Source organism: Lelliottia sp. EB106-05-01-XG201, assembly GCF_058791735.1.
In genome coordinates this window covers 308,500-333,077 of the sequence record NZ_JBYTDV010000001.1, presented here as the reverse complement: position 1 = coordinate 333,077, position 24,578 = coordinate 308,500, and the positions used below count along the sequence as shown (strand labels likewise).

At 54.5% G+C, this 24,578-nt stretch carries 26 protein-coding genes; 11 read left to right on the top strand and 15 right to left on the bottom strand.

Annotation, left to right across the window (positions count from 1 at the left end; all coding sequences use genetic code 11):
* Positions 1 to 14: 14 nt before the first annotated feature.
* Positions 15 to 1,553: an EAL domain-containing protein gene (locus tag AC3WS9_RS01520; RefSeq protein ID WP_492486311.1), complete on the top strand. Its 1,539-nt coding sequence runs from the start codon at positions 15 to 17 to the stop codon at positions 1,551 to 1,553.
* 116 nt (positions 1,554 to 1,669) lie between these two features.
* Here AC3WS9_RS01520 and ssb1 read toward each other — a convergent pair whose 3' ends face one another.
* On the bottom strand, positions 1,670 to 2,203 hold the full coding sequence (ssb1, locus tag AC3WS9_RS01515) for a single-stranded DNA-binding protein SSB1 (RefSeq protein WP_285145916.1): 534 nt from the start codon (positions 2,201 to 2,203) through the stop codon (positions 1,670 to 1,672).
* A gap of 246 nt (positions 2,204 to 2,449) precedes the next feature.
* Between ssb1 and uvrA the strand changes: the two genes are divergently transcribed.
* Positions 2,450 to 5,278 carry an excinuclease ABC subunit UvrA gene (uvrA, locus tag AC3WS9_RS01510; RefSeq protein ID WP_282494816.1) on the top strand — a complete coding sequence of 943 codons (2,829 nt, stop codon included), beginning with the start codon at positions 2,450 to 2,452 and terminating at the stop codon, positions 5,276 to 5,278.
* Here the strand turns inward: uvrA and AC3WS9_RS01505 are convergent.
* The 3 genes from AC3WS9_RS01505 to tyrB form a co-directional block, all read right to left on the bottom strand.
* A complete protein-coding gene (locus AC3WS9_RS01505) occupies positions 5,275 to 5,628 on the bottom strand; it encodes an MmcQ/YjbR family DNA-binding protein (protein ID WP_095280343.1) in 354 nt (117 codons plus the stop codon). The two genes, uvrA and AC3WS9_RS01505, sit on opposite strands and share 4 nt — an antisense overlap.
* 117 nt (positions 5,629 to 5,745) lie before the next feature.
* Complete coding sequence (aphA, locus tag AC3WS9_RS01500) at positions 5,746 to 6,459, bottom strand: acid phosphatase AphA (protein ID WP_282494817.1); 714 nt, start codon at positions 6,457 to 6,459, stop codon at positions 5,746 to 5,748.
* A 562-nt stretch (positions 6,460 to 7,021) separates the two neighbouring features.
* Positions 7,022 to 8,215: an aromatic amino acid transaminase gene (gene tyrB / locus AC3WS9_RS01495; RefSeq protein WP_492486308.1), complete on the bottom strand. Its 1,194-nt coding sequence runs from the start codon at positions 8,213 to 8,215 to the stop codon at positions 7,022 to 7,024.
* A gap of 227 nt (positions 8,216 to 8,442) precedes the next feature.
* On the opposite strand from tyrB, the gene AC3WS9_RS01490 reads away from it, so the two are divergent.
* The 6 genes from AC3WS9_RS01490 to AC3WS9_RS01465 all read left to right on the top strand — a co-directional run bounded on the left by AC3WS9_RS01490 (position 8,443) and on the right by AC3WS9_RS01465 (position 11,407).
* A complete protein-coding gene (locus AC3WS9_RS01490) occupies positions 8,443 to 9,000 on the top strand; it encodes a DUF2589 domain-containing protein (protein WP_282494819.1) in 558 nt (185 codons plus the stop codon).
* A gap of 75 nt (positions 9,001 to 9,075) precedes the next feature.
* Entirely contained in the window at positions 9,076 to 9,681 is a 606-nt protein-coding gene (locus AC3WS9_RS01485; RefSeq protein WP_282494820.1) for a DUF2589 domain-containing protein, read from the top strand.
* Positions 9,681 to 10,130, top strand: a complete 450-nt coding sequence (locus AC3WS9_RS01480) for a lysozyme (protein ID WP_282494821.1) — start codon at positions 9,681 to 9,683, stop codon at positions 10,128 to 10,130. Before AC3WS9_RS01485 ends, AC3WS9_RS01480 begins: the two co-directional genes overlap by 1 nt.
* A gap of 15 nt (positions 10,131 to 10,145) precedes the next feature.
* A complete protein-coding gene (locus AC3WS9_RS01475; RefSeq protein WP_492486305.1) occupies positions 10,146 to 10,628 on the top strand; it encodes a ribonuclease in 483 nt (160 codons plus the stop codon).
* A gap of 82 nt (positions 10,629 to 10,710) precedes the next feature.
* Positions 10,711 to 11,118 carry a hypothetical protein gene (locus AC3WS9_RS01470; RefSeq protein ID WP_282494823.1) on the top strand — a complete coding sequence of 136 codons (408 nt, stop codon included), beginning with the start codon at positions 10,711 to 10,713 and terminating at the stop codon, positions 11,116 to 11,118.
* Between the two features lies 1 nt (position 11,119).
* Positions 11,120 to 11,407, top strand: coding sequence for a hypothetical protein (locus AC3WS9_RS01465; protein ID WP_492486303.1), 288 nt, complete (start codon positions 11,120 to 11,122; stop codon positions 11,405 to 11,407).
* Positions 11,408 to 11,487: 80 nt separating this feature from the next.
* On the opposite strand, the gene AC3WS9_RS01460 is transcribed toward AC3WS9_RS01465, so the two are convergent.
* Positions 11,488 to 12,108 carry a response regulator transcription factor gene (locus AC3WS9_RS01460; RefSeq protein ID WP_492486301.1) on the bottom strand — a complete coding sequence of 207 codons (621 nt, stop codon included), beginning with the start codon at positions 12,106 to 12,108 and terminating at the stop codon, positions 11,488 to 11,490.
* Positions 12,109 to 12,412: 304 nt separating this feature from the next.
* Between AC3WS9_RS01460 and AC3WS9_RS01455 the strand changes: the two genes are divergently transcribed.
* Positions 12,413 to 13,546, top strand: coding sequence for a hypothetical protein (locus tag AC3WS9_RS01455; RefSeq protein ID WP_492486299.1), 1,134 nt, complete (start codon positions 12,413 to 12,415; stop codon positions 13,544 to 13,546).
* 42 nt (positions 13,547 to 13,588) lie between these two features.
* On the opposite strand, the gene alr is transcribed toward AC3WS9_RS01455, so the two are convergent.
* Both alr and dnaB read right to left on the bottom strand, forming a co-directional pair.
* Positions 13,589 to 14,668, bottom strand: a complete 1,080-nt coding sequence (gene alr / locus AC3WS9_RS01450) for an alanine racemase (protein WP_492486297.1) — start codon at positions 14,666 to 14,668, stop codon at positions 13,589 to 13,591.
* 159 nt (positions 14,669 to 14,827) lie between these two features.
* Entirely contained in the window at positions 14,828 to 16,240 is a 1,413-nt protein-coding gene (gene dnaB / locus AC3WS9_RS01445) for a replicative DNA helicase (RefSeq protein WP_154126839.1), read from the bottom strand.
* A gap of 74 nt (positions 16,241 to 16,314) precedes the next feature.
* Here dnaB and AC3WS9_RS01440 point away from each other — a divergent pair, with 74 nt between their 5' ends.
* On the top strand, positions 16,315 to 17,298 hold the full coding sequence (locus AC3WS9_RS01440) for a quinone oxidoreductase (protein ID WP_492486295.1): 984 nt from the start codon (positions 16,315 to 16,317) through the stop codon (positions 17,296 to 17,298).
* Positions 17,299 to 17,475: 177 nt separating this feature from the next.
* On the opposite strand, the gene pspG is transcribed toward AC3WS9_RS01440, so the two are convergent.
* From pspG to AC3WS9_RS01420, 4 genes are all read right to left on the bottom strand, one after another.
* Positions 17,476 to 17,718, bottom strand: a complete 243-nt coding sequence (pspG, locus tag AC3WS9_RS01435) for an envelope stress response protein PspG (RefSeq protein WP_282494829.1) — start codon at positions 17,716 to 17,718, stop codon at positions 17,476 to 17,478.
* 138 nt (positions 17,719 to 17,856) lie between these two features.
* Positions 17,857 to 18,852 carry a tRNA dihydrouridine(20/20a) synthase DusA gene (dusA, locus tag AC3WS9_RS01430; protein ID WP_285155081.1) on the bottom strand — a complete coding sequence of 332 codons (996 nt, stop codon included), beginning with the start codon at positions 18,850 to 18,852 and terminating at the stop codon, positions 17,857 to 17,859.
* 81 nt (positions 18,853 to 18,933) lie between these two features.
* Positions 18,934 to 20,244: a conjugal transfer protein TraF gene (locus tag AC3WS9_RS01425; RefSeq protein ID WP_492486293.1), complete on the bottom strand. Its 1,311-nt coding sequence runs from the start codon at positions 20,242 to 20,244 to the stop codon at positions 18,934 to 18,936.
* 166 nt (positions 20,245 to 20,410) lie between these two features.
* Positions 20,411 to 20,899, bottom strand: coding sequence for a cupin domain-containing protein (locus AC3WS9_RS01420; RefSeq protein ID WP_282494832.1), 489 nt, complete (start codon positions 20,897 to 20,899; stop codon positions 20,411 to 20,413).
* A 116-nt stretch (positions 20,900 to 21,015) separates the two neighbouring features.
* Between AC3WS9_RS01420 and zur the strand changes: the two genes are divergently transcribed.
* Complete coding sequence (zur, locus tag AC3WS9_RS01415) at positions 21,016 to 21,531, top strand: zinc uptake transcriptional repressor Zur (protein WP_282494833.1); 516 nt, start codon at positions 21,016 to 21,018, stop codon at positions 21,529 to 21,531.
* Between the two features lie 68 nt (positions 21,532 to 21,599).
* On the opposite strand, the gene AC3WS9_RS01410 is transcribed toward zur, so the two are convergent.
* The 4 genes from AC3WS9_RS01410 to AC3WS9_RS01395 all read right to left on the bottom strand — a co-directional run bounded on the left by AC3WS9_RS01410 (position 21,600) and on the right by AC3WS9_RS01395 (position 24,427).
* Positions 21,600 to 21,809, bottom strand: coding sequence for a CsbD family protein (locus AC3WS9_RS01410; RefSeq protein WP_095280331.1), 210 nt, complete (start codon positions 21,807 to 21,809; stop codon positions 21,600 to 21,602).
* 145 nt (positions 21,810 to 21,954) lie between these two features.
* On the bottom strand, positions 21,955 to 23,274 hold the full coding sequence (dinF, locus tag AC3WS9_RS01405) for an MATE family efflux transporter DinF (protein WP_492486290.1): 1,320 nt from the start codon (positions 23,272 to 23,274) through the stop codon (positions 21,955 to 21,957).
* A gap of 66 nt (positions 23,275 to 23,340) precedes the next feature.
* Positions 23,341 to 23,949 carry a transcriptional repressor LexA gene (lexA, locus tag AC3WS9_RS01400; protein ID WP_100778063.1) on the bottom strand — a complete coding sequence of 203 codons (609 nt, stop codon included), beginning with the start codon at positions 23,947 to 23,949 and terminating at the stop codon, positions 23,341 to 23,343.
* 109 nt (positions 23,950 to 24,058) lie between these two features.
* The gene (locus AC3WS9_RS01395; RefSeq protein WP_282494835.1) at positions 24,059 to 24,427 is read right to left on the bottom strand and encodes a diacylglycerol kinase; all 369 of its coding nucleotides are present in this window, start codon (positions 24,425 to 24,427) and stop codon (positions 24,059 to 24,061) included.
* Positions 24,428 to 24,578: the final 151 nt, after the last annotated feature.

Here is a 24,578-nt window from a genome sequence, read left to right as displayed (position 1 = left end):
AGAAAAATAACCCCATGTATCAGCAATATATTCTCAGAACAAAAAAGAACAGGGTTATCGCCTCGTGTCTGACCTTTCTGCTGACGTTAATGGTGACGGCGTCTCTGGCGCTGATCGCCATGCAGAACAATAACAAAAAAAATATCGAGGACGAGGCGAACTATTTTCAGCATATTCTGGACGGTTTTTTAAGCGATGCTCATTCCGCCACGCAGCAGGCCGCCGGTCTGGTCGGGAAAGTGTGCGATTTCACGGTGGAAAAACAGCTCAATATGATCCCCGGCCGGTATATGCACATTTACTCGATTAACGTCGTGAAAGATAACCATATTGATTGTTCGTCGTTGCTGGCAAATAAACATGTCGACGTCCGGGATATTCTTCGCAGCGGGAAACAGATCTGGATGTCGCCTTCGGTGAGCGCAAAGGATATCAAGGTGATCGCCTTTAAAACGGCTCTGCCGCAGGGGGATGTATACGTCGCCTCCGATATCCGCTTTCTGCTGGAAGTGATGCGCAGCAGTTCGGCGGGGAGAAAGCTGGCGCTGGAGGTGTCTGGCAAAACCCTCACCGCGGCGGGCCTGTCAGACCTTCCGCTCAGCTCGCCGCACTTTAGCCGTTACACGCTCTTTCCCGCCCATTCCCCGCTTTATACCCTGGCATGGGAAGAGCCACGGCTGGATGAGGCGGTGAAAGCCATGGCGAAATCCTGGCTCTCCATCGGTTTTATCTTCGCAATGTCGTTCATTATGGCGACCGTCGTCTGGCTGCTGGCCACCCGTCGTCACTCGCTCTATACCCAGCTGGCGCACGCGATTCGACAGCGTCAGATCCACCCGCACTATCAGCCGCTGATTTGCGCGCACAGCAATGTCGTCTCCGGGGCGGAGATCCTCGCTCGCTGGCATCATGACGAGCTGGGGTTTGTACCACCGGACGTGTTTATTCCGGTGGCGGAACGCACGGCGCTGATTATCGATCTGACGCAGAGTCTGCTTGAGCAGGTGGTAGATGATTTACAGCAGGGTATCGTCGCCCTTAAACCGGGTTTTAATCTGAATCTCAATATCAGCTACAGCCATCTGGCGGACGACGGATTCGAGGCGTTTGTCGATAACTGGGCGCCGGTGTTTGCCGCCCTCGGCGTGACGCTGGTGTTTGAAATTACCGAGCGCGAAAACATTGATATCAGCGAGGCGATGGCGCACAAGATTACACACATCAAAACGTGCGGGATCAAAATCGCCCTGGATGATTTTGGCACCGGGTTTTCCAACCTGGCGTTTATTTCCAACCTCCGCCCCGACAGCATCAAAATCGACCGCATGTTTGTCCGGCAAATCTCTCGGGATGTGGCGACGCCGCTGATCGACTGCGTGATTGATATGGCGAAAAGGATGAACATTCTCACTACCGCAGAGGGCGTGGAGTATGACTATCAGGTGGCGTATCTGAAGGCGAATCAGATCGACTGTTTGCAGGGGTATTACTTTTCAAAACCGCTCGCGTTTGGGGATTTCGCGGCGTTTTTGCGAAATTACGCGGCGGGATAAAACAAAAAGCCCCGAGAGGGGCTTTTGCGTTGTTGGTTGCCGGGTGGCGGCTTCGCCTTACCCGGCCTACAAAACCACACACAATGCGGTGTTGTAGGCCCATGGGCAAAACCACATCAGAACGGGATATCGTCGTCGAAATCCATTGGTGGTTCGTTAGACGGTGCCGGAGCGGACTGCTGCTGCGGACGAGACTGCGCGCCGCCGCTGAACTGGTTGCCGCCCTGAGGCTGCTGAGGCTGGCCCCAGCTACCCTGCTGCTGCTGACCGCCGCCTGCTGGCGCACCTGCACCACCACCCTGACGGCCACCCAGCATCTGCATGGTGCCGCCAACGTTCACTACCACTTCGGTGGTGTACTTCTCTGCACCGGCCTGGTCGGTCCATTTACGGGTACGAAGCTGACCTTCGATATACACCTGAGAACCTTTACGCAGATATTCACCGGCCACTTCTGCCAGTTTGCCGAACAGCACAACGCGGTGCCATTCAGTCTGCTCTTTCATCTCACCGGTCGCTTTATCACGCCAGGATTCGGAAGTAGCCAGCGTAATGTTGGCAACTGCGCCACCACTCGGCATGTAGCGTACTTCCGGGTCCTGGCCCAGATTACCGACGAGAATCACCTTGTTTACGCCTCTGCTGGCCATGATCGTGTCTCCTGAATACGTTTCTTAATAGTGTAAGCGCGCGAGTGTACCATTTCCACGTCACATTTTGATAGCTGCGACAGTGATTCCACAGAACTCGCACTCACTAAACATTGTTGCACATTAAATCAGAAGCTGCATTCCAATACTGTATATTCAAACAGGTCAGATTGTGTCATAATTAGCCGTTTCTGCCGTTTGTCCTTCAAACAAACCAGGCATCCGAGTCTCTACCGGGAAAGGTGAATGGATAAGATCGAAGTACGGGGCGCCCGCACCCATAATCTCAAGAATATCAACCTCATAATCCCTCGCGACAAGCTGATTGTCGTGACCGGGCTATCGGGTTCTGGCAAGTCATCACTGGCTTTCGACACCTTGTATGCCGAAGGACAGCGTCGTTACGTTGAATCGCTCTCCGCCTATGCGCGTCAGTTTCTGTCGCTGATGGAAAAACCGGACGTCGACCATATCGAAGGGTTGTCGCCGGCGATCTCCATCGAACAGAAATCTACGTCGCATAACCCGCGTTCCACGGTCGGTACCATTACCGAAATTCATGACTATCTGCGTCTGCTGTTTGCCCGCGTGGGCGAGCCGCGCTGCCCGGATCATGACGTGCCGCTGGCCGCGCAAACCGTCAGTCAAATGGTGGATAACGTGCTGGCGCAGCCAGAGGGCAAACGCCTGATGCTGCTGGCCCCGATCATCAAAGACCGTAAAGGCGAGCACACGAAAACGCTGGAAAACCTGGCAAGCCAGGGCTACATCCGCGCCCGTATCGACGGGGAAGTGTGTGACCTGTCCGATCCGCCGAAGCTGGAGCTGCAAAAGAAACACACCATTGAAGTGGTGATTGACCGCTTTAAAGTGCGCGACGATATGACGCAGCGTCTGGCCGAGTCGTTCGAAACGGCGCTGGAGCTCTCCGGCGGTTCTGCCATCGTGGCGGACATGGACGATGCGAAAGCCGAAGAGCTGCTCTTCTCCGCGAACTTTGCCTGCCCGATTTGTGGGTACAGCATGCGCGAGCTGGAACCGCGGCTGTTCTCGTTCAACAACCCGGCGGGCGCGTGCCCAACCTGTGATGGCCTGGGTGTGCAGCAATATTTCGATCCGGATCGCATCATCCAGAATCCGGAGCTCTCCCTGGCCGGTGGCGCGATTCGCGGCTGGGATCGCCGCAATTTCTACTACTTCCAGATGCTGAAATCGCTGGCCGAACACTATAAGTTCGACGTCGAAGCGCCGTGGGCGAGCTTGAGCCCAAATGTGCATAAAGTGGTGCTGTCGGGTTCCGGCAAAGAGAACATCGAGTTCAAATACATGAACGATCGCGGCGATACTTCCGTGCGCCGCCATCCGTTCGAAGGCGTGCTGCACAATATGGAGCGCCGCTACAAAGAGACCGAATCCAGCGCGGTGCGCGAGGAGCTGGCGAAGTTCATCAGCAACCGCTCATGTACCACCTGTGAAGGGACGCGTCTGCGTCGCGAGGCTCGCCATGTGTTCGTTGAGAACACCGCGCTGCCGACCATCTCAGACATGAGCATCGGTCACGCGATGGACTTCTTCACCAACCTGAAGCTCTCCGGCCAGCGCGCGCAGATTGCCGAAAAAGTGCTGAAAGAGATCGGCGATCGCCTGAAATTCCTCGTGAACGTCGGTCTGAACTATCTGTCACTTTCTCGCTCCGCAGAAACGCTCTCCGGCGGCGAAGCGCAGCGTATCCGTCTGGCGAGCCAGATTGGTGCCGGTTTGGTCGGCGTGATGTACGTGCTGGATGAGCCGTCCATCGGCCTGCACCAGCGCGATAACGAGCGTCTGCTCGGCACGCTGATCCACCTGCGTAACCTCGGCAACACGGTGATTGTGGTTGAGCACGACGAAGATGCGATCCGCGCCGCTGACCACGTCATCGACATCGGCCCTGGCGCGGGTGTCCATGGCGGACAGGTCGTCGCGGAAGGGACACTGGCCGACATCATGGCCGTTCCGGAGTCCCTGACCGGCCAGTTCATGAGCGGTAAGCGCAAAATTGACGTGCCGAAACAGCGTGTTGCAGCCAATCCAGAGAAAGTGCTGAAGCTGACCGGCGCTCGCGGCAACAACCTGAAGGACGTCACGCTGACGCTGCCTGTCGGGCTGTTCACCTGCGTCACCGGCGTGTCAGGTTCCGGTAAATCGACGCTGATTAACGATACCTTGTTCCCGATTGCCCAGACCCAGCTGAACGGTGCGACGCTGGCTGAGCCTGCGCCGTATCGCGACATTCAGGGTCTGGAGCATTTCGATAAAGTGATCGATATCGACCAGAGCCCGATTGGCCGTACACCGCGCTCGAACCCGGCGACCTATACTGGCGTGTTTACGCCCGTACGTGAACTGTTCGCCGGTGTTCCTGAATCACGCTCGCGCGGCTATACGCCAGGACGTTTCAGCTTTAACGTTCGCGGCGGCCGCTGCGAAGCCTGTCAGGGCGATGGCGTGATCAAAGTCGAGATGCACTTCCTGCCGGATATCTACGTGCCGTGCGATCAGTGCAAAGGCAAACGCTATAACCGCGAAACGCTGGAGATTAAGTACAAAGGCAAGACTATCCACGAAGTACTGGATATGACCATTGAAGAAGCCCGTGAGTTCTTCGATGCGGTGCCTGCGCTGGCGCGTAAGCTGCAAACGCTGATGGATGTGGGGCTGACCTACATTCGTCTCGGCCAGTCAGCGACGACGCTCTCCGGCGGTGAAGCGCAGCGCGTGAAGCTGGCGCGTGAGCTGTCGAAACGCGGCACCGGTCAGACGCTGTATATTCTGGATGAGCCAACCACCGGTCTGCACTTTGCGGATATCCAGCAGTTGCTTGAAGTGCTGCATCAGCTGCGCGATCAGGGCAACACCATTGTGGTCATTGAGCACAACCTGGACGTCATCAAAACCGCAGACTGGATTGTGGATCTCGGTCCGGAAGGCGGCAGCGGCGGCGGTGAAATCCTCGTCTCGGGTACGCCAGAGACGGTGGCAGAGTGCGAAGCTTCGCACACCGCGCGCTTCCTGAAACCGTTGCTCGAGTCTTAAACGGAAAGCTGCTGTCGGGTATTTTCCGGCAGCAGCTCAAAAGCCTGCTTGTAAGAGGCATCGACTAAATAGTAAATCTGCGAATCCGGCAGCGAGCCGTCGAGATAGACGGTGCTCCAGTGCGCTTTATTCAGATGCTTGCTCGGTCGCACATCGCTGTGCTGCTGACGCAGTAAATCCGCCAGTTCCGGACTGGTTTTTAACGATGCCGCCGGACGCCCTTCGACCTCTTTTACCATCGCAAACAGCACGTCTGCCACCTTGATCTGCGTGGCTTTCCAGTCGCTGTGGACACTTTGCCCCGCGCCCGGTTTATTCATGCAGTATTGAAGTATCTCCGAAATTGTCATCTTTGCTCCCCTGTAAATGGGTTGAGTGCGACCTGAGGATCTGCCCCTTTAAGTGTGCAGCAAGACGACAAAAGGTAAACCCGGCCAGGCCTGATTTGTTCAAAAAATCATCGTACGTCAGTATTCCGAATTAACAATCACCTCTTCACCGAAGGATCCGGCCATCGGCAGCGGACGATAGGTCGAGTTGGAGGCGCGCAGAACGCGGATGCCACGAGCACCGACTTCGCGGGCGGCAGAGATATCGTTATCCGAATCGCCGTAGAATACTTTGATATTTTTCTGCTCCAGCCACTGGGTTTTGGTGTTTTGCCCGTGCTTGTCCCCGGCAAAGATCACCGGATTCATGTTGGCCGCCGGAATCGAAAAATCGCCCTGCAGGGTTTTGCTGACGGTTTCGGTTTTGGTCTGGCTGCGACCGGTGACGAAATAGATGCTGTCGCCGCGTTTGACGTGCATCGCAATCAACGCGCGACCCACTTCTTTCGGGATACTGAACTCATCCCAGCCGTTGTTCATTTTTTCCCAGAATTCCGGGTTTTTCAGGTACTCCTCGCTATCCGGCGACCAGGTTTTTTTGCCGCGCCAGAAGCCAGGGCTGGAAAAGAGGACGGTATCGTCGATATCAAAACCGACAGCCATTGGCGCGCGGCCCATCAGGCTGTTTTCGATTTGCGCCACGGAGACCCAGTGAATGGGGGCTTGTTCAGCCAGAATGGCGGCGGTGGTTCCGGTGTAGACCGGCGTTGGCGCGGAAGCTCGTGCACCGACTGCACTATTAAGCGAGAACAATAAGCAGGCGGCGCTGAGCGCCAGTGTGATCTTGCGCATGTATTCCCCTGAATATTCAGTTTGTTATCGTTTTAAATTGAGCGAATGGTCAAAAATCTACCAGACCTTAACCCCTGAGCCAGGTGAAGGGAAGGAAATTTTTGAGATTATCCCTGGTAAAGGGAGGGATATCACAAAGCGTGAGGATGAAAAAAGCCGGGTGGCGGCTTCGCCTTACCCGGCCTACGTTTAGGTTTTGTAGGCCCGGTAAGCGCAGCGCCACCGGACAATTCCGGCGCCGATGCCGATAAAAAGCCGGGTGGCGGCTGCGCCTTACCCGGCCTACGTTCAGGTTTTGTAGGCCCGGTAAGCGTAGCGCCACCGGGCAATTCCGGCACAGATGCCGATAAAAAGCCGGGTGGCGGCTTCGCCTTACCCTGCCTACGTTCGGGTTTTGTAGGCCCGGTAAGCGCAGCGCCACCGGGCAATTCTGGCTCCGGTGCCGATAAAAAGCCGGGTGGCGGCTGCGCCTTACCCGGCCTACATTCAGGTTTTGTAGGCCCGGTAAGCGCAGCGCCACCGGGCGCTAAACCGCACGGAAGCCAACAATGTAAGTAAGTGCTTACACCACAGCCGCAAACGCCTGCGCGACGCGCTGGACGTTGTGTGCGTTCAGGCCCGCGACGCACATGCGGCCGCTGGCGATGAGGTAAACGCCGAACTCTTCGCGAAGACGATCGACCTGCTGCGCGCTCAACCCGGTGTAGCTAAACATCCCGCGCTGCTTGAGCAGATAATCGAAGTTATGCTCCGGTAATGCGCTTTTCAGGGCATTCACCAGCTCCTGACGCATTGCCAGAATACGCTTACGCATCCCTTCCACTTCAGCAAGCCAGGTCGCTTTCAATGCGTCGTCGCCCAGAACCGTCGCCACCACCTGCGCACCGAACGCTGGCGGGCTGGAGTAGATACGGCGAACCGTCGCTTTCAGCTGGCCCAGTACGCGCCCGGCTGCATCTGCGTCTTCACAAACAATCGACAACCCGCCGACGCGCTCGCCGTACAGAGAGAAAATTTTCGAGAAGGAGTTGCTCACCAGAGCTGGCAGCCCGGCGCTGGCAATCGCGCGGATCGCGTAGGCGTCGTCTTCCATGCCCGCGCCAAAGCCCTGATAGGCGATGTCGAGGAACGGGATCAGATTGCGCGCTTTCAGAACTTCAATGACCGCATCCCACTGGCTGTTGGTCAGGTCCGAGCCGGTCGGGTTATGGCAGCACGGATGCAACAGCACGATGCTGCGCTCCGGCAGAGTATTCAGTTTTTCCAGCAATGCCTCGACGCGCACGCCTTTGGTGTCGTTGTCGAACCACGGATAGGTGCTGACGGCAAAGCCTGCGCCTTCAAAAATCGCAACGTGGTTTTCCCAGGTCGGATCGCTGACCCACACACCAGAATCGGGGAAATATTTTTTCAGGAAGTCCGCGCCCACTTTCAGCGCACCGGACCCGCCCAGCGTCTGGATCGTCGCCACGCGTTTTTGCGTTAACACCGGGTGATCGGCGCCAAACAGCAGCGGGGCGATGGTGTTACGGTAGGTATTCAGCCCTTCCATCGGCAGATAGAGCGACGCGCCATGCGGCACCGCGTTCAGGCGCGCTTCGGCTTCGGCCACCGCCTGCAGCTGAGGAATAATGCCGTCTTCGTTGTAGTAAAGACCGATGCTGAGGTTCACTTTGTCGCTGCGTGAATCTTCTTTGAAACGCTCCATTAAGGAGAGGATGGGGTCGCCGGCGTAGGCGTCAACTTTCTGGAACACGCGATGTATCTCCGGATTTCTGTCAGGCAGGGATTTCAACAATAAACCGGAACGCCGCGCAAAATCGAGGTTTTTATCGCATCATCTGCGCCACAAAACTCTCCCCCGAATGACATAGGTTCTTTGTTGTGAGAAATCGGGATATTTGGCAAATATTGCGCCTCCTTCCACTGCCGTAATTTAACTCCTGCGCAACCGCGCAATCACTGATTCAAGGAGTTCACATTATGGATTCACAATTTATCGGTTCAGTCATTAATGCCCTGCCGCTGGAACACATGATTGGCGGACCGCTGCAGGCAATGATCAAAGCTCAGGTTCAGGCCAGTAAGTCCTATACCGACTTTCTGCTCTCCGTCTGTATCAAGGACGGAAAAGCCGTCGCCATTGAGTTCGATTTCGACGAAACCGTCGTGGATGAGCAAGGGGTCAACAAAGGCACCGTCACCCGCAAAATGAGCATTCCGCTGCTGGCGGCGATCGCCCACCCGATTATCTGTATCGAAGAAGGGACGATCGATTTTGAACTGGAAGTGAGCCAAAGCGAAGCCAGTTCAAGTAGCACAGAAGCAGAAGCCTCCGTCGAAGCTTCCGTCGGCTGGGGCGTATTTAAAGCCAAAATGACCGGCAAAGTGTCGCACAAATCGGAGCAGACCCGCTCCACCGATACGCGCGCTAAATATTCCATTCATACCCAGGTGAAACGTCAGGAGCCGCCTGAAGCACTGCAGCGCGTTATTGACTACTTAACTAACGCGAAAACCAAGCCAGTCGCTGCGCAATAAGCCATCGCGCTGCATCAATATTGCTTTCCATAACGTATGGGGCCGCCTCAGGTGGCCTCACTTCAGGAGCGAACTATGTCTTTTAAAAAGTGGCTGCGGGGCGGAAATGACCCAGAGCCAGGAAGTAATACGGATAAAGTGACGGAAGGGACACAACCTCCTGCGCAGGAGAATCCTGCCCCCACGCCTCCATCAGATATTCCAGGTGTGCCTGTCACGCTCGAAGATATTACGCGTGGGATGCAATACGCAGCGACGGCCGCGAATGAGTTGATTGCTCAGCAATATATGAAGGCACTGGACCCGTTTTTTGAACCTGGACAAGACGGCTCGCTGATCCCGCGCACCGTACAGCTGGAGCTGGATGACAAGCATTATTTCGATTTGCCATTGGTCGCGCTTTCCACTCCGCGCGGGCTGATGCTGGAAAAAATGAAGGTCAATCTGACGATCCGTACTGAAGGAATGCAGGCCCCCTCCCGACAATCGGGTGAAAACGAGTTTGGACGTTTTCATGTCAGCCTGTCGCCAGCCAGCGATTCCAAAGGTGGCCGCGACAGCCGACATGTCGACGTGGAAATGCAGTTTATCGCGCTGGAACCGCCGGAAAGTGTCATGCGTTTGATCGATGAATACACCAATAAAGTGGTTCCCCGTCCAAAAGTAGAGGAGACACCGTAATGCAAAAACAACCAGAAAATACTGGCGATAAAGGCGTGCAGCTTATTTGTCAGTTTGAAGGCCTGAAACTGGAACGTTACCGCGATGCGGTTGGTTTATGGACCATCGGCTACGGGCATTTAATCCTCAAGGAGGAGATGGATAAGCTCACGAAAATAAACACCGGTGAAGCAAAGCAAATCCTGCGTAAAGACCTGAAGCGTACTGAAGAGGGCGTAAAAAAATTACTCACCCGGTCGGTCACGCAAAACCAGTTCGATGCACTCGTCTCTTTTGCTTTTAACCTCGGCGTTGGCAATTTAAAGAAATCCACTCTGCTGAAAAAAGTCAATATGGGCGACATCGAGGGTGCGGCATTGCAATTCAAAAGCTGGAATAAAGCAGGTGGCAAGGTGCTTGCTGGTCTGACTCGTCGTCGCGAAGCGGAAATGAAATTATTTCTGAGCTAATTAAAGGAGAACACCATGAAACCTTTTGTTTTATATCAAACGATGGCGCTAATGATCACGCTGGCAGCAGCATTCACGGTCAACGCAGAACCCAAAACCTGTGAAGAGGAAATTAAAGAGACCAACAGCTTTTTAGCGACTCAGGGTGCCGCCCCCGTAAACGATGTTGCTAATCTGGCAAGCACTCTGCGATTTCTGAACAGCAACGGGCGCCTGCCTGACCGATATATCACCTCGGATGAAGCCCGACGTCTGGGATGGTCAGGGAAAGACTCTGACACGCTGTGGGGCTTAAAACCCACTAACGGAAAAGGGATCGGCGGCGATGCCTACACCAGTAAAATGCTTCCGTCCGGGAAATCCTGGTTCAGTGCGGATATTGATTTTAACCGGGGATACCGCAGCAACAAACATCTGGTCTACAGCAATGCCGGGCAGCAGCGCTTTATTACCACGGATCATTATCAGCATTTGGTCGAACTGGAACCCTGCCAATAAACTCACACACATCATACCTCATAAAATCCCCTACTTTATCGATGTCTGGTACGGGATTTTATTTATTGATGAGGAATATTATATGACTGATGTTTATCTCCCCACACTTATTAGCGAAGCATTATTAGCCTTTTCCGGTTTATTTGGTGGAGTCAGTATTTCATTTTTCTGGCAACCTCAAAGATTACATCAACACAGTCGATTCATCGCTGGCGTTATATTCGGTGGAATCAGTATGGGTGCGGCAGTAGCGTTAGGCGGCTTAACGGCGCGCTGGTTGAAAATCGATCTTAATCAGGCCGACATTACTTTAGGACTTGGTTACATCTTAGGCGCGCTCAGTAATGGACTGATTGTCTGGCTGGCTAACTTTTTCCGCCATCATGAGCAACGAGATATTTTCGATGTTGCCAGCGTGATTAAAAGTAAGGTGAGAAATGAATCACTGCCTCCGATCGATCTTAATAATGACAAGACCCGGGAGGATTAACATGTTTAAAAGTGCTGATGGATGGATACTCCTGTTTACGATCCTGATAGATTTTACGACCTCCTTTATTATCCTGTTTGGCGCCTATAGCAGAAGCGTTCACACTTTACCGGTAGTAAGCAAAATAGGTCTGGCCGCCCTGGCGTTTGGCCTCTTTGCTGAAAGTGGTTTGAATATTGATTTCATTTTAACCGGCGCTGATATTCTCAGCGACAGCCTTCCCTTCTGGTTGCTTCAGGATACGGGAACCTTGATTGTTATTCTTTGTTATTTCTTTTTGAAAAATTAAAAAAGTAAAGCGCAACACTAAATCTACAGTTGCGCTTTACTTTTCAACCCTTCAGAACAACTTTACTCTATTGTAAAAAATTAGCCCATTTTGACTGAGTCAGCGATGTATTTGAAATAGAGCATCGCCGCCTGGGTGCGATTATTAACCTGAAGGCGGTGAAAGATGGACTCCAGGTGAACCTTTACCGTTCCAGCGCTGATATTAAGCTGCCTGCTGATTTGTTTATTCGTACCGCCATTTGCCAGCAGCTTAAGGACCTCCTGCTGACGTCGACTCAGGGTATAGATTGCCGGTGATTCCGGTTGATGGTTGCGGTGGAGAACAGCTTGTTCCGGGAAACAAACCACGCCTGACAATACCATATTCAGTATCTGGCTGATCTTCTCCGCAGAGAGTTCCTTCGTCAGAATGCCTTTGACATTCTGTCTAATATAAAAATTAAAAATACTGTCGACAGCTTTTCGCAACATCACCACGACGGGCAACGATGACCGCCGTATCGTTAATTCTTTTATAAAGGGGGTGCAATTCATTTCCCCGTCAATCAGTACAATCGTAATGGGTGCGGACTCAAGGATAGTTAGTGCATCATCAAAGCTGTTTGTAGCGAAAACGGTACATTCCGGCATCACTCTGCTGAGTTCAGTTTTCATACCGTGAATGTAGATCGGCAACTCATCGATCATCAATATATTCATCACAACTTAACCTCGTCTGATTTATATTCTTTTGAATTATTCAATCGACCTATTCCGAGTTTTAGTATGGGTGTTAATGACGGACTTTCGAAACATCATTTGGCATAGGGTGAACGTCATATTTCACCATAATACTTAAGCTCTGCTAAATAAATAGCAAAGCGCCAGTTTACTTATCAACTGAAAAACGGCATGGGAAGAATCGCATAGGTCTTACGGCATATTTAAAACTATTTATTCCGGGATTACTCTCCGATTGCACATGTGCAGTCCCTATATATTTTATTATTGCGACGAGGAATTTATGACAATATTAACGATCTATTTCTGCGGTACCAGCTCTAATAAGTTTGATGATTCGCATGCTAATTACTGGAATGGGGAGCTGATTTCCTCACTGGCACCGCGAAATCAGGGAAAAGAGTTTGCGGAATGGGCAATTATTGATGGCCCCGGCAGTGGCAATCTTCAGTCAGATGAAATGTGGGTAAAAAGCGGAGAATATAGCCAGTTGCGTGGCCAGATCATGGGCAGCGGCTGGGAAGAAAATATCCAGCATGCGTTGCATATCATCAAAGGTAATGTCAGCTGGCAGCGGGAAAAGCTGACCAAAGAAAATTATGATCAGCTTAAGAAAGCAGGTGTGCCTATTCAGGATGTTGAAGTCGAGGGTTCATTCTGGTGGCGTAAATATGACTATGGCGACCGTAAAATCACGCAACAACAATTGCAGCAACAAATTATTAAGACCTACCGCAAAGGGCAAATTCTCCCCACTCAGGTCAATCTGGTTGGCTGGAGCCGGGGAGGCATCAGCTGCCATATGCTTGCCAACGCCATGCTTGCCGATCCGTTATTAACCACTATTCCGGTCAATATTTTTGCGGTCGACCCGGTTCCGGGCATGGGGAATTTCCAGACAGATAAAGTGACGTTAGGTAATAACGTCAGAGAGTATGTGGCTTTTTATGCCAAAGATGAGCGTTCAAAAGGATTTAGCTGCGTTATTCCACAGACGCACAGCTCAACCGCGGTGCATATTTTCCCGATGGCAGGCCGACACGCGACGCTGGTAGGGAATGCATCGGTCAACGGTGATAAGGGTGAAAAAGTCCTCTCTGAGCCTGGCATCATCGTGCGCCATTTTGCGGAAGTCTGTCTGAAAAGATGGGGAGTGACTCATGATAAAGCGCTGAACTTAACGGATGCGAAACTGAGGGAACTGCATCAGGCGATCGCAGCCAACAGTCTGCTGTATAACCAGATGCACAATTATTCGTATCTCTGGTTTACTGAAAAAGATCAGGGCGAACGCTATGTTTCTCGCGCCAGCACCGGCGCGCCCTTCTCTTCTGTCCGAGGTGACACCTTCTCGCCGCAAGCCGGTTTAGCGTCCGACTACCTGACCGATAATACCCTTTACAATGTGATTAAATAACCGTTCGCGCCCGGCAGAGACATCTTTGCCGGGCGCGAAGTATTAATCGACGTATTTCATCGCCACCCGCGACGTCAGGCGTGTGATAAGTTCGTAAGCACTCACTTTCGTGATTTCAGCAATGCGCTCGACGGGCAGACCTTCGCCCCACATCACCACCGGGTCACCGGCTTTATCATCGGCATCCGGTCCGAGATCGACGCAAACCATATCCATCGCCACGCGGCCGACAATCTTCACTTCACGACCGTTGACCAGCACCGGTGTACCGGACGGTGCCGCGCGCGGATAGCCGTCGCCGTAGCCCATCGCCACCACGCCCAGACGCGTATCGCACTCGCTCACCCAGGTGCCGCCGTAGCCGACCGGTTCACCCGCTTTGTGCTCGCGCACGGCAATCAGGCTGGAGACCAGGGACATCACCGGCTGGAAGCCAAAGTCCGGGCCCCAGGGTTTGTTCTCCAGCGGCGATACGCCGTAGAGAATAATGCCCGGACGCGCCCAGTCGAAGTGCGACTGCGGCCAGAGCAAAATGCCGCCGGACGCCGCAATGGAGCGCATCCCCGGTTTGCCTTCGCAGAAGGTGTTGAAGATATCGAGCTGCTGCTCCGTTGCGCCGCACTCTGGCTCATCGGCACGCGCAAAGTGGCTGACGATGTTCACCGGCTGACGTACGTTTTTGCACTGGCTCAGGCGCTGATAAAAGGCCTCGGCCTGCTCCGGACGCACGCCCAGACGGTGCATACCGGTGTCGAGTTTCATCCACACGGTGACCGGCTCGCTCAGCGTGGCGGTTTCCAGTGCGGCTAACTGCTCTTCGTTATGCACCGCGGTGTGCAGATGCTGGTCGGCAATGGTCGTCAGATCGGCGGCTTCGAAAAAGCCTTCGAGTAACAGAATCGGCTGGGTGATACCGCCCGCGCGCAGGCGCAGGGCTTCTTCGAGACGGGCGACGCCAAAGGCATCGGCATCAGGGAGCGTTCGCGCGGTCTCAAGAAGACCGTGTCCGTAAGCGTTCGCTTTCACGACTGCAACGAGCTTGCTGGCGGGCGCCAGTTCACGCAGACGTTGCAGGTTGTGTCGCAGAGCGCGGCGGTTAATGACTACAGTTGCCGCTTGCATTTGAATTTGAAATCCTTGCCGTTAAGAAAGAGTATTCCTCTAAATCATTTGCGTCACAGCAAGGCGGCAAGCCCGTGAATCCCCGGGAGCTTAGTCAACTAAGCGACCGGGGTGAGCGGGCGCAGCCAACGCCGCTGTGGCGCGAAGGATGACGAGGAATTATTCGTCGTCGTATTGAGGTCCCGCATAGTTATCAAAACGCGACCACTGACCGTTAAACGTCAGACGCACCGTCCCGATCGGGCCGTTACGCTGCTTACCAATAATGATTTCCGCGATGCCTTTCATGTCGCTGTTCTCGTGATAAACCTCGTCACGATAGATGAACATGATCAAGTCGGCATCCTGCTCGATGGAGCCGGATTCACGCAGGTCGGAGTTGACCGGGCGCTTATCGGCGCGTTGTTCCAGGGAGCGGTTAAGCTGCGATAGGGCCACCACGGGGACCTGTAACTCTTTCGCTAACGCTTTGAGAGAGCGGGAGATTTCGGCGATTTCCAGCGTACGGTTATCGGAGAGCGACGGCACGCGCATCAGCTGCAGGTAGTCGATCATGATAAGGCCGATGCCGCCGTGTTCACGGGCGATACGCCGCGCGCGGGAGCGGACTTCCGTCGGCGTCAGGCCGGAGGAGTCATCGATGTAGATGTTACGTTTTTCCAGCAGAATGCCCATGGTGCCGGAGATGCGCGCCCAGTCTTCGTCGTCAAGCTGGCCGGTACGAATGCGGGTCTGATCCACGCGCGACAGAGACGCGAGAGAACGCATCATAATCTGGTCGGAGGGCATCTCCAGACTGAAGATCAAAACCGGTTTATCCTGCAACATCGCCGCGTTTTCGACGAGGTTCATCGCAAAGGTCGTTTTACCCATCGACGGACGCGCCGCGACGATAATCAGATCCGACGGCTGCAAACCGGCGGTCTTTTTGTTGAGATCGTCATAACCAGTGTTCACACCGGTGACGCCGTCGTGCGGCTGCTGGAAAAGCTGTTCGATACGCGCGACGGTGGAATCCAGGACTTCGGCGATGTTTCGCGGCCCTTCGTCTTTGTTCGCCCGGCTTTCGGCGATTTTAAACACGCGGGATTCGGCGAGATCCAGCAGGTCTTCGCTGGTGCGGCCCTGCGGGTCAAAGCCCGCTTCGGCGATCTCATTCGCCACAGCGATCATCTCACGAACAACGGCGCGTTCGCGCACGATGTCTGCGTAGGCGCTGATGTTCGCCGCACTTGGCGTGTTTTTGGATAATTCTGCCAGATAGGCAAAACCACCGACAGAATCGAGCTGCCCCTGGCGCTCCAGAGACTCTGCCAGCGTAATCAGGTCAATCGGGCTACCGGCTTCCTGCAGGCGCGCCATTTCGGTAAAGATATGGCGGTGTGGACGGGTATAAAAATCATCGGATACCACGCGCTCGGCGACATCGTCCCAGCGCTCGTTGTCCAGCATCAAACCGCCCAACACCGACTGTTCCGCTTCAATCGAGTGCGGCGGGACTTTGAGTCCGGCGACCTGCAAATCGCGCTCGCGAGGCTCAGTCTGTTTGTTGAAGGGTTTATTTCCTGCCATAGTGAATGGATTACCATAAATTGAGAGACGGGGAAGTATAACCGTCTGCAAATGAATCGACAAAGGAGTTCAACGTGGCAACTCGTATCGAATTTCACAAGCATGGTGGTCCTGAAGTCCTGAAGGCGGTGGAGTTTACCCCCGCCGCACCTGGGGAGAACGAAATCCAGGTCGAAAACAAAGCGATTGGTATCAACTATATCGATACCTATATCCGCGGCGGTCTCTATCCGCCGCCGACCATGCCGAGCGGCCTGGGAACCGAAGCCGCAGGTGTCGTGGTGAAAATCGGCAGCGGCGTGAAGCATATTAAAGAAGGCGATCGCGTGGTGTATGCCCAGTCGCCGCTCGGCGCGTACAGCTCGATTCACAACGTGCCCGCCGATAAGGCCGCTATTCTGCCGAACGCCATATCCTTTGAGCAGGCAGCGGCGTCATTCCTGAAAGGGCTGACCGTCTATTATCTCCTGCGTAAAACCTACGAAATCAAACCCGATGAGCAGTTCCTGTTCCACGCCGCGGCGGGCGGTGTCGGGCTTATCGCCTGCCAGTGGGCCAAAGCGCTCGGCGCCAAACTGATCGGCACCGTCGGCAGCGCGCAAAAAGCGCAGCGTGCCCTGCAGGCCGGTGCGTGGCAGGTGATTAACTATCGCGAAGAGAGCATCGCCGAGCGCGTGAAAGAGATCACCAACGGCAAAAAGCTGCGCGTGGTCTATGACTCCGTCGGAAAAGACACCTGGGAAGCGTCGCTCGACTGCCTGCAGCGTCGCGGTTTGATGGTGAGCTTTGGTAACGCCTCCGGCGCAGTCACCGGCGTGAATTTGGGCATTCTCAATCAGAAAGGCTCGCTGTATGTCACGCGCCCTTCCCTGCAAGGCTACATCACCACCCGTGATGAACTGACGGAAGCCAGCAACGAGCTGTTTTCGCTGATCGCCAGCGGCGTGATTAAAGTGGATGTGGCAGAAGCACAGAAATATCCGCTGAGCGATGCGCAGCGCGCGCATGAAGTGCTGGAGAGTCGCGGGACGCAGGGGTCGAGTTTGCTGATCCCATAAAAAGAATTAGGGCTTCCTGTAGGAAGCCCATTCTTTTTTTAGTTCGGCTGTATGTAGGGTACAGCTCGATGAATTCTTTAACGGCAGCCATAGTGACAGATTCGATAAGTAAATCCTATTCTGTTCTAAGCCTCGCTGCTGGAAAAGTTACAGGTATGTGACGAGCGCCTCAATACCTTAGTAACGAAAGCGGTTATTGCGCTGATACTGTGGGACTTTTGGCGCTTTTATCGCCCGAATCACCCACACCACAGCGACCGCTAACAACAGCCACGGCAGCAGTTTAATCATCAGCGCAAACAGCCCGCCGATAAACATCACCACCGTCGCCACCACCAGTGCAGCCAGAATGCCAAGCAGCGAAATTCCGGTCGCCATCAGCATGACAAAAAATCCAATCACAAACAGCAGTTCCAGCATGGCTCTCTCCCACATGAATACCTCAGATATACAGTGGGTATTACAAGAAACGTGCCAAAATTAACTTATTGAATCCAAAACAAAACGCCCCGCGAACATTCGCAGGGCGTGGTGAATTTGACGAACTTTTGGTGAAAATTATCGCTTGTCAGCGACCAGACGCAGGGCCTGCTCCAGGACTTCGATATCTGCCCCGGCTTTATGGGCATTTTCACTCAGGTAGCGACGCCACTGACGCGCCCCCGGAATGCCCTGGAATAAACCGAGCATATGGCGCGTCACATGGCCCAGATAGGTGCCGTTGCTCAGCTCGCGCTCGATGTACGGATACATGGCGCGCACCACGGCAACCGGATCTTTATCGGTGCCGTCCACGCCGAAGATCTCACGATCCACCGAGGCCAGAATGCCCGGATTTTGATACGCCTCGCGACCCACCATCACGCCGTCCATGTGTTCTAAATGGGCTTTGGCTTCGTCGAGAGATTTGATGCCGCCGTTGATCGACATGGTCAGATGCGGGAAATCACGCTTGAGCTGATACACGCGCGGGTAGTCCAGCGGTGGAATTTCACGGTTCTCTTTCGGGCTGAGACCGGACAGCCAGGCTTTACGCGCGTGGATGATAAACGTCTCGCACTCACCTTTTCCGGCCACCGTATTGATGAAATCGCACAGGAATTCGTAGCTGTCCTGGTCGTCAATCCCGATACGGGTTTTGACCGTCACCGGAATCGACACCACGTCGCGCATCGCTTTGACGCAATCGGCCACCAGTTGGGCATTGCCCATCAGGCAGGCGCCAAACATGCCGTTCTGCACGCGGTCGGACGGACAGCCGACGTTGAGGTTGATCTCGTCGTAGCCGCGCTCTTGCGCCAGTTTCGCGCAGTGCGCCAGCGCCGCCGGGTCGCTCCCGCCGAGCTGCAAGGCAACCGGATGCTCTTCGTCGCTATAGGCCAGATAGTCGCCCTTCCCATGAATAATCGCCCCGGTGGTCACCATTTCGGTGTACAGCAGCGTGTGGCGAGAGAGCTGGCGCAGGAAATAGCGGCAGTGTCTGTCGGTCCAGTCGAGCATCGGCGCGATGGAAAAACGGTGTGCAGGGAAATTTGACTGTGATTCTGACGACATGGCGAAGTTTTAAGCATTTGGTGGAAAAGGGGCGCTACTATAGCACAAAGAAAAGCCGGAGGCGCATGGCCTCCGGTCGTCTTAGAAGGTGACGCTCAGCTGCGCGCCCGCGCCCCAGGTTTTGTCTTCCCCGTACAGGCCCATCAGATCCACATGGACTGCGTTGAACGGCGCAAAGCCAAGACCGCCGGTGAAGACGTTGCTGTCGTTGTCTTTCACGTCCGCACGATAACCGGCACGCACCGCCAGCCAGCTGAGGGGCGTGACTTCCGCACCGACGCCGACATACTGGGAGTTTTCTTCGCTTTTGAAGCCTTTGGTTTCGGTCAGATCGCCATCGGCGGTGAGCGTCACCAGATCGTTATGCCAGGCCACGCCAGCGGTCACCAGCGGACGGATCTGGTAGGTATCTTTGTAGTTCACTTCCTCACCCGTGCGGCCATTACGAATGCGCACATCTTTGGTGTCGATATCACGCGACATCAGGTTTTGTCCGCTCAGGCCCACCGTCCAGTGCTGGCCAAAATCAGCGGTCACACCAGCATCGACGTTGAAACCGGTATCGTCCGTGCGATAGCGGCTGTTGTTCCAGTCATCGCTGTCGTAAGTGTAGATGGAGGTGGTGTAGTTATAGAGCCAGGTTTTTTGCAGTTTTGGCGTGATACCGACAGAGACCGGCACATCGGCGATATCAAACTGACGCGCCACCGCCACGCCGTAATCGGAAACAATTGCTGCCCGGCCAGACGCGGTGGAGTTGAGGTTTTTGGTGATTTGATCCGAACCATTCAGGGCCGCATCGAGCGCGACGCTTCCGGCCACCAGTTTGCTGTTCTGGATGCTGCGCAGATAATCAATATCCTGCTGGTCAATGGAAGAGCTGACGCGCGCGTGGGCGTAGCCTTTTGCCACGAAGGCAACCGCCAGGACATGGTTGGGAATGCTGACCGCAATTCCGGCACCGGCGTTAGCGCGGGCAGTTTTGCCTTTCAGATCGTCCAGCTCGTCAGCAAGATCTTTCGCCGCGCTCTGGAATTGGTTCACGGATCCTAAGGGATTGGCGATGATCTCAGCCGGTGTCAGGCTGTTGATCACATTGTCGTAGTGATCGACTTTATCGCTGATATCGTCGATCTGATCCTGCAGATTGTCTTTGTCGGTGATCTGCGCGCCGACCGAAGGCAGAATCACGGTAATGTCGTCATCCGGCTTAGACTTTGCCAGCAGCGCCGGGTTAATGAAGGCTCCACTACCGTAATTGCCCGAAGCAACGCCCGTACCACCCATCGCGTCACTACGCGCTTCTGCCCAGGTATTAGCGGCGGACGCCTCGTTTGCCACAAACAGGGAGACAGCGATGCTAACCACCGAAAATTTTAAATGTTTTTTCACAGTATGCTCGTTTTATAGTCTGTTATTTAACAACCCTGTTATCTCTTAAACAGGGACGAACTATTGCTGTGAATAACATCAAAAAGACACGCTATTTCCTTAAGTTAAATCTTCCGGCTGGCCTGTTGTAATTTGTGACGGCCCTCAATATTTATAGAAGAGGAAATTATTTTCGCCCAGGTTTTCCGTCATGCGGGCCAAAAAACTGCGGGGGATGGTCCACCCAGCGGTCCTCTCGGGTGGCGGCATACACCGGATTGAGCGGGTAATAGATGCGGTTGTGTTTTTTGTTCGCCTCGCCCACGACCAGCAGCCGAACCTCTTCCTCGGTGTTGTTGATAAAGGTGTGGCAGACCCCGGTTCCGGCCGGAAAACCGACGCTGTCGCCCGGCTCAAGTTTCCATAAATAACCGTTAATCCATGCCTGCGGATGCCCTTCAATCACGAAGATAAACTCCTCTTCGTCGCTTTCGGCGTGGGGATAGGAAGTGCGACGGCCCGGCGGCAGGCGTTCATGGTGAATACCGATCCGCCCCAGCCCCAGTTTTCGGGCCAGCGGCGCGCCGATAGCAAAGAGTTCGTCACTGTCCGGGTAAGTCGAATCGTCGGCACCTTCGACGTCGCGCCAGTGTCGGATGCAGTCAGGTCTTTTCATTCTGTTTATTCCCTTGTTTCGATGCGTCAGGTATAGCACACCGTGGCGGATCTCGGCGTTTTCAGCAGAACATGGTAAAGTGAGGGTTTTCCAGACTCCATACTCCGAGGTGCGACATGGACAAGACCACGATGCAAGATCTGCTGGCGCAAGCTGAAAAGCTCTGCGCTGAACGCAATGTGCGCCTGACCCCGCAGCGCCTTGAAGTGTTACGTCTGATGAGCCTGCAGCGCGGTGCCATCAGCGCCTACGATCTGCTCGACCTGCTGCGCGAAAGCGAGCCCCAGGCGAAACCGCCAACGGTCTATCGTGCGCTGGATTTCCTGCTGGAACAAGGGTTTGTTCATAAGGTCGAGTCGACAAACAGCTACGTGCTGTGCCATCTGTTCGATCAGCCAACGCACACTTCGGCCATGTTTATCTGCGATCGCTGCGGTGCGGTCAAAGAAGAAGGGGCGGAAGGCGTGGAAGACATTATGCATTCGCTGGCGGCAAAAATGGGCTTTGCCCTGCGCCATAACGTGATTGAAGCGCACGGGTTGTGCTCGGCGTGTGTCGAAGTGGAAGCCTGTCGCCATCAGGGCGAGTGCCAGCACGATCACTCCATTTTAGTGAAGAAAAAACCGCGCTAAAAACAAAGCGGGCGGCTGTTAGGCCGCCCTCAGGGATTGTACTTCCGTGTACAACGGGTAGAACTCTGTTACCAGCGGTAGTCGTTGCGTTTTTCCCAGTCAACAACCTCTTTTTCCGCCTGATCTTTCGCGTAGCCGTAGCGTTCCTGAATCTTACCGACCAGCTGTTCGCGTTTACCTTCAATGACGGTCACGTCATCATCGGTCAGTTTACCCCACTGTTCTTTCGCTTTACCTTTGAACTGTTTCCAGTTACCGCCGATTTCGTCTTTATTCATAATCATATCCTCATCGTTCGGTTATCACGTAAAATTCGTGTCGTCCGTTACGTTCATTTCTGCTGGACGTGATATTAATTGTAGATAAGGATTTGGCAGACGTTGAGAGATTCAGAATCTTTAACCGTTTCGTCAAACGAAGCCACTACGCAAACCAGGTATTATTGCGCCAGTGACGCCGCCAGATCACCGCCAGAGAGAGGCCGCGCAGAGCGAGGAACACCGCCAGGGCCAGCCACAAACCGTGATTGCCAAGCCAGGGCAGCGTGAAAAGTGTCAGGGCAAAACCGGCCGCCGCGACCGCCATGCTGTTTCGCATCTCAGCCCCGCGCGTCGCACCGATAAACATGCCGTCGAGCAAGTAGCACCACACCCCCACCACCGGTAAAACGACCTGCCAGAGAATGTAGTGATTTGCTAGCTCGCGCAGCTCAGGCAGCGAGGTTAAGAGCGCCACAATATTCGTTCCGAACAAAGCGTAGACGAGCGCGAAGCATAGTGCCACCAGTCCCGACTGCCGACAGGCCGCCCGCCACACCTCCTGCAACTGCCCCGTCTCGCGCGCACCATACGCCTGCCCTGAATGGGCTTCAACCGCATAGGCAAACCCGTCCAGCGCGTAGGCGGTGAAGGTCAGCAAGGTCATGAGGACCGCGTTCACCGCCACGATCTCCGGCCCGAGCCGCGCACCAAATACCGTTAGCGCGCCAAAGCAGAGTTGCAGCAGCAGCGAACGCAGCATGATGTCGCGGTTAAGCGCCAGCAGTTTGCGGATATTGCCGTGCCAGGCGGTTTTCAGCATCGCGAGTGTGATGCCACGCATCACCAGCACGCGTTTCACCATCCACAGGCCGATGAAGAAGGTGCCGTATTCCGCGACGACGGTCGCCAGCGCGGCCCCCTGCACGTTCATGTGCAGGCCCATCACCAGCCACAGATCGAGCACGATATTGAGCAGGTTTCCCACCACCAGCAGGATCACCGGCGCGCGGGCGTACTGTACGCCGAGCAGCCAGCCGAGCAAAACGAGGTTTGCCAGCGACGCCGGGGCGCTGAGCCAGCGGATTTCAAGGAAACGTCGCGCCTGTTCGAGCACGGCTTCACTGCCGCCGACCACGTGCAGCGCCAAATCGATCAGCGGCGTACGCAGCAGCACAATCAGCAGCCCTGCGCCGAGCGCAAGAATTAGCGGCTGGACCAGCGCACGAGCCAGACGAACCGGATCTTTGGCGCCAAATGCCTGGGCCGTCAGCCCGGTGGTGCTCATGCGTAAAAAGAGCAGCAGCATAAAGAGGAAACTGGTCGCCGTCGCGCCGATGGCCACGCCGCCGAGATAAACAGGGGAATCCAGATGGCCAATCACCGCCGTATCGACCAGCCCTAGCAGGGGAACGGTGATATTGGAGAAAATCATCGGCAGCGCAAGACGCCACAATGCCTTGTCTGAGGGAGTCAGCAGAGACATGAGAAAGTACCGGGAAAGATAAGAGACAGTCAGGCTGCGGAAAGACCGCAGCCTGTCAGAGAGACATTACAGCCATTCGCCGTTGCGGATCACGCCCACAGCCAGACCTTCGATGGAGAAAGCCTGTTCGCGGAGATCGACCACAATCGGGGAGAACTCGCTGTTTTCTGGCAGCAGCTGTACCGTGTTGCCCTGTTTTTTCAGGCGCTTCACGGTCACTTCGTCGTCGATGCGCGCAACCACAACCTGGCCGTTACGCACATCCTGGGTTTTGTGAACCGCCAGCAAATCGCCGTCCAGAATGCCGATGTCTTTCATGGACATCCCGCTGACGCGCAGCAGGAAATCAGCACTCGGTTTGAACATCGCCGGATCGACCTGGTAATGCCCTTCAATGTGTTGCTGTGCCAGCAGAGGCTCACCCGCTGCGACACGGCCCACCAGTGGCAGACCCTCTTCTTCTTCCACCAGCAGGCGAATGCCGCGTGACGCACCCGAAACAATCTCAAGGACGCCTTTACGCGCCAGCGCTTTGAGGTGCTCTTCAGCGGCATTTGGAGAACGGAAGCCCAGACGCTGCGCGATTTCCGCACGCGTTGGTGGCATTCCCGTCTGGCTGATGTGATCCCGAATAAGATCGAACACCTCTTGCTGTCTGGCCGTTAACGCTTTCATTCCGCCCCCTGGGTGTATATACAGTTATGCTGTGAGTATATACAGTCAAAGGTGATTTTGGAATCAAAAACTGCACAAAAAACCAGAGACTTATTCGATTCCTGAAGGCTTATCGAAAATGTGACCAAAGAAGCGTGATCCAGGTGATGGCAGCGATGATAATCGCCAGCAGCACGGCGGCAGAGCCCATATCTTTTGCGCGGCCCGAGAGTTCGTGGAAATCAGACCCGATGCGATCCACCACCGCTTCGATAGCACTGTTCAGAATTTCCACTATCATCACCAGAAGGACTGAACCAATGAGAAGCACGCGGGTAATAGGATCAACATCGAGGAAACAGGCGATGATCACCGCGACGACGGCGGCAACCCCCTCCTGGCGAAACGCAGCTTCATTGATCCATGCGGCGCGGAAACCTTTCCATGAATATCCGGCAGCTTTGATGATTCGGGTTAACCCAGTGGTATTATTGGCCATTAAAAGAACCTTTTCTTAGATTTAGCGTCAGTAACTATAGCTGTAGCGCATTGCCATGCAGCCTGAAGTATGACCGGTAACAACAGAAATTTTGCGCGCTTTCTGTTATCCTTGCGCCGCATTTGCATTATTAACCAGAGGCTTTACATCG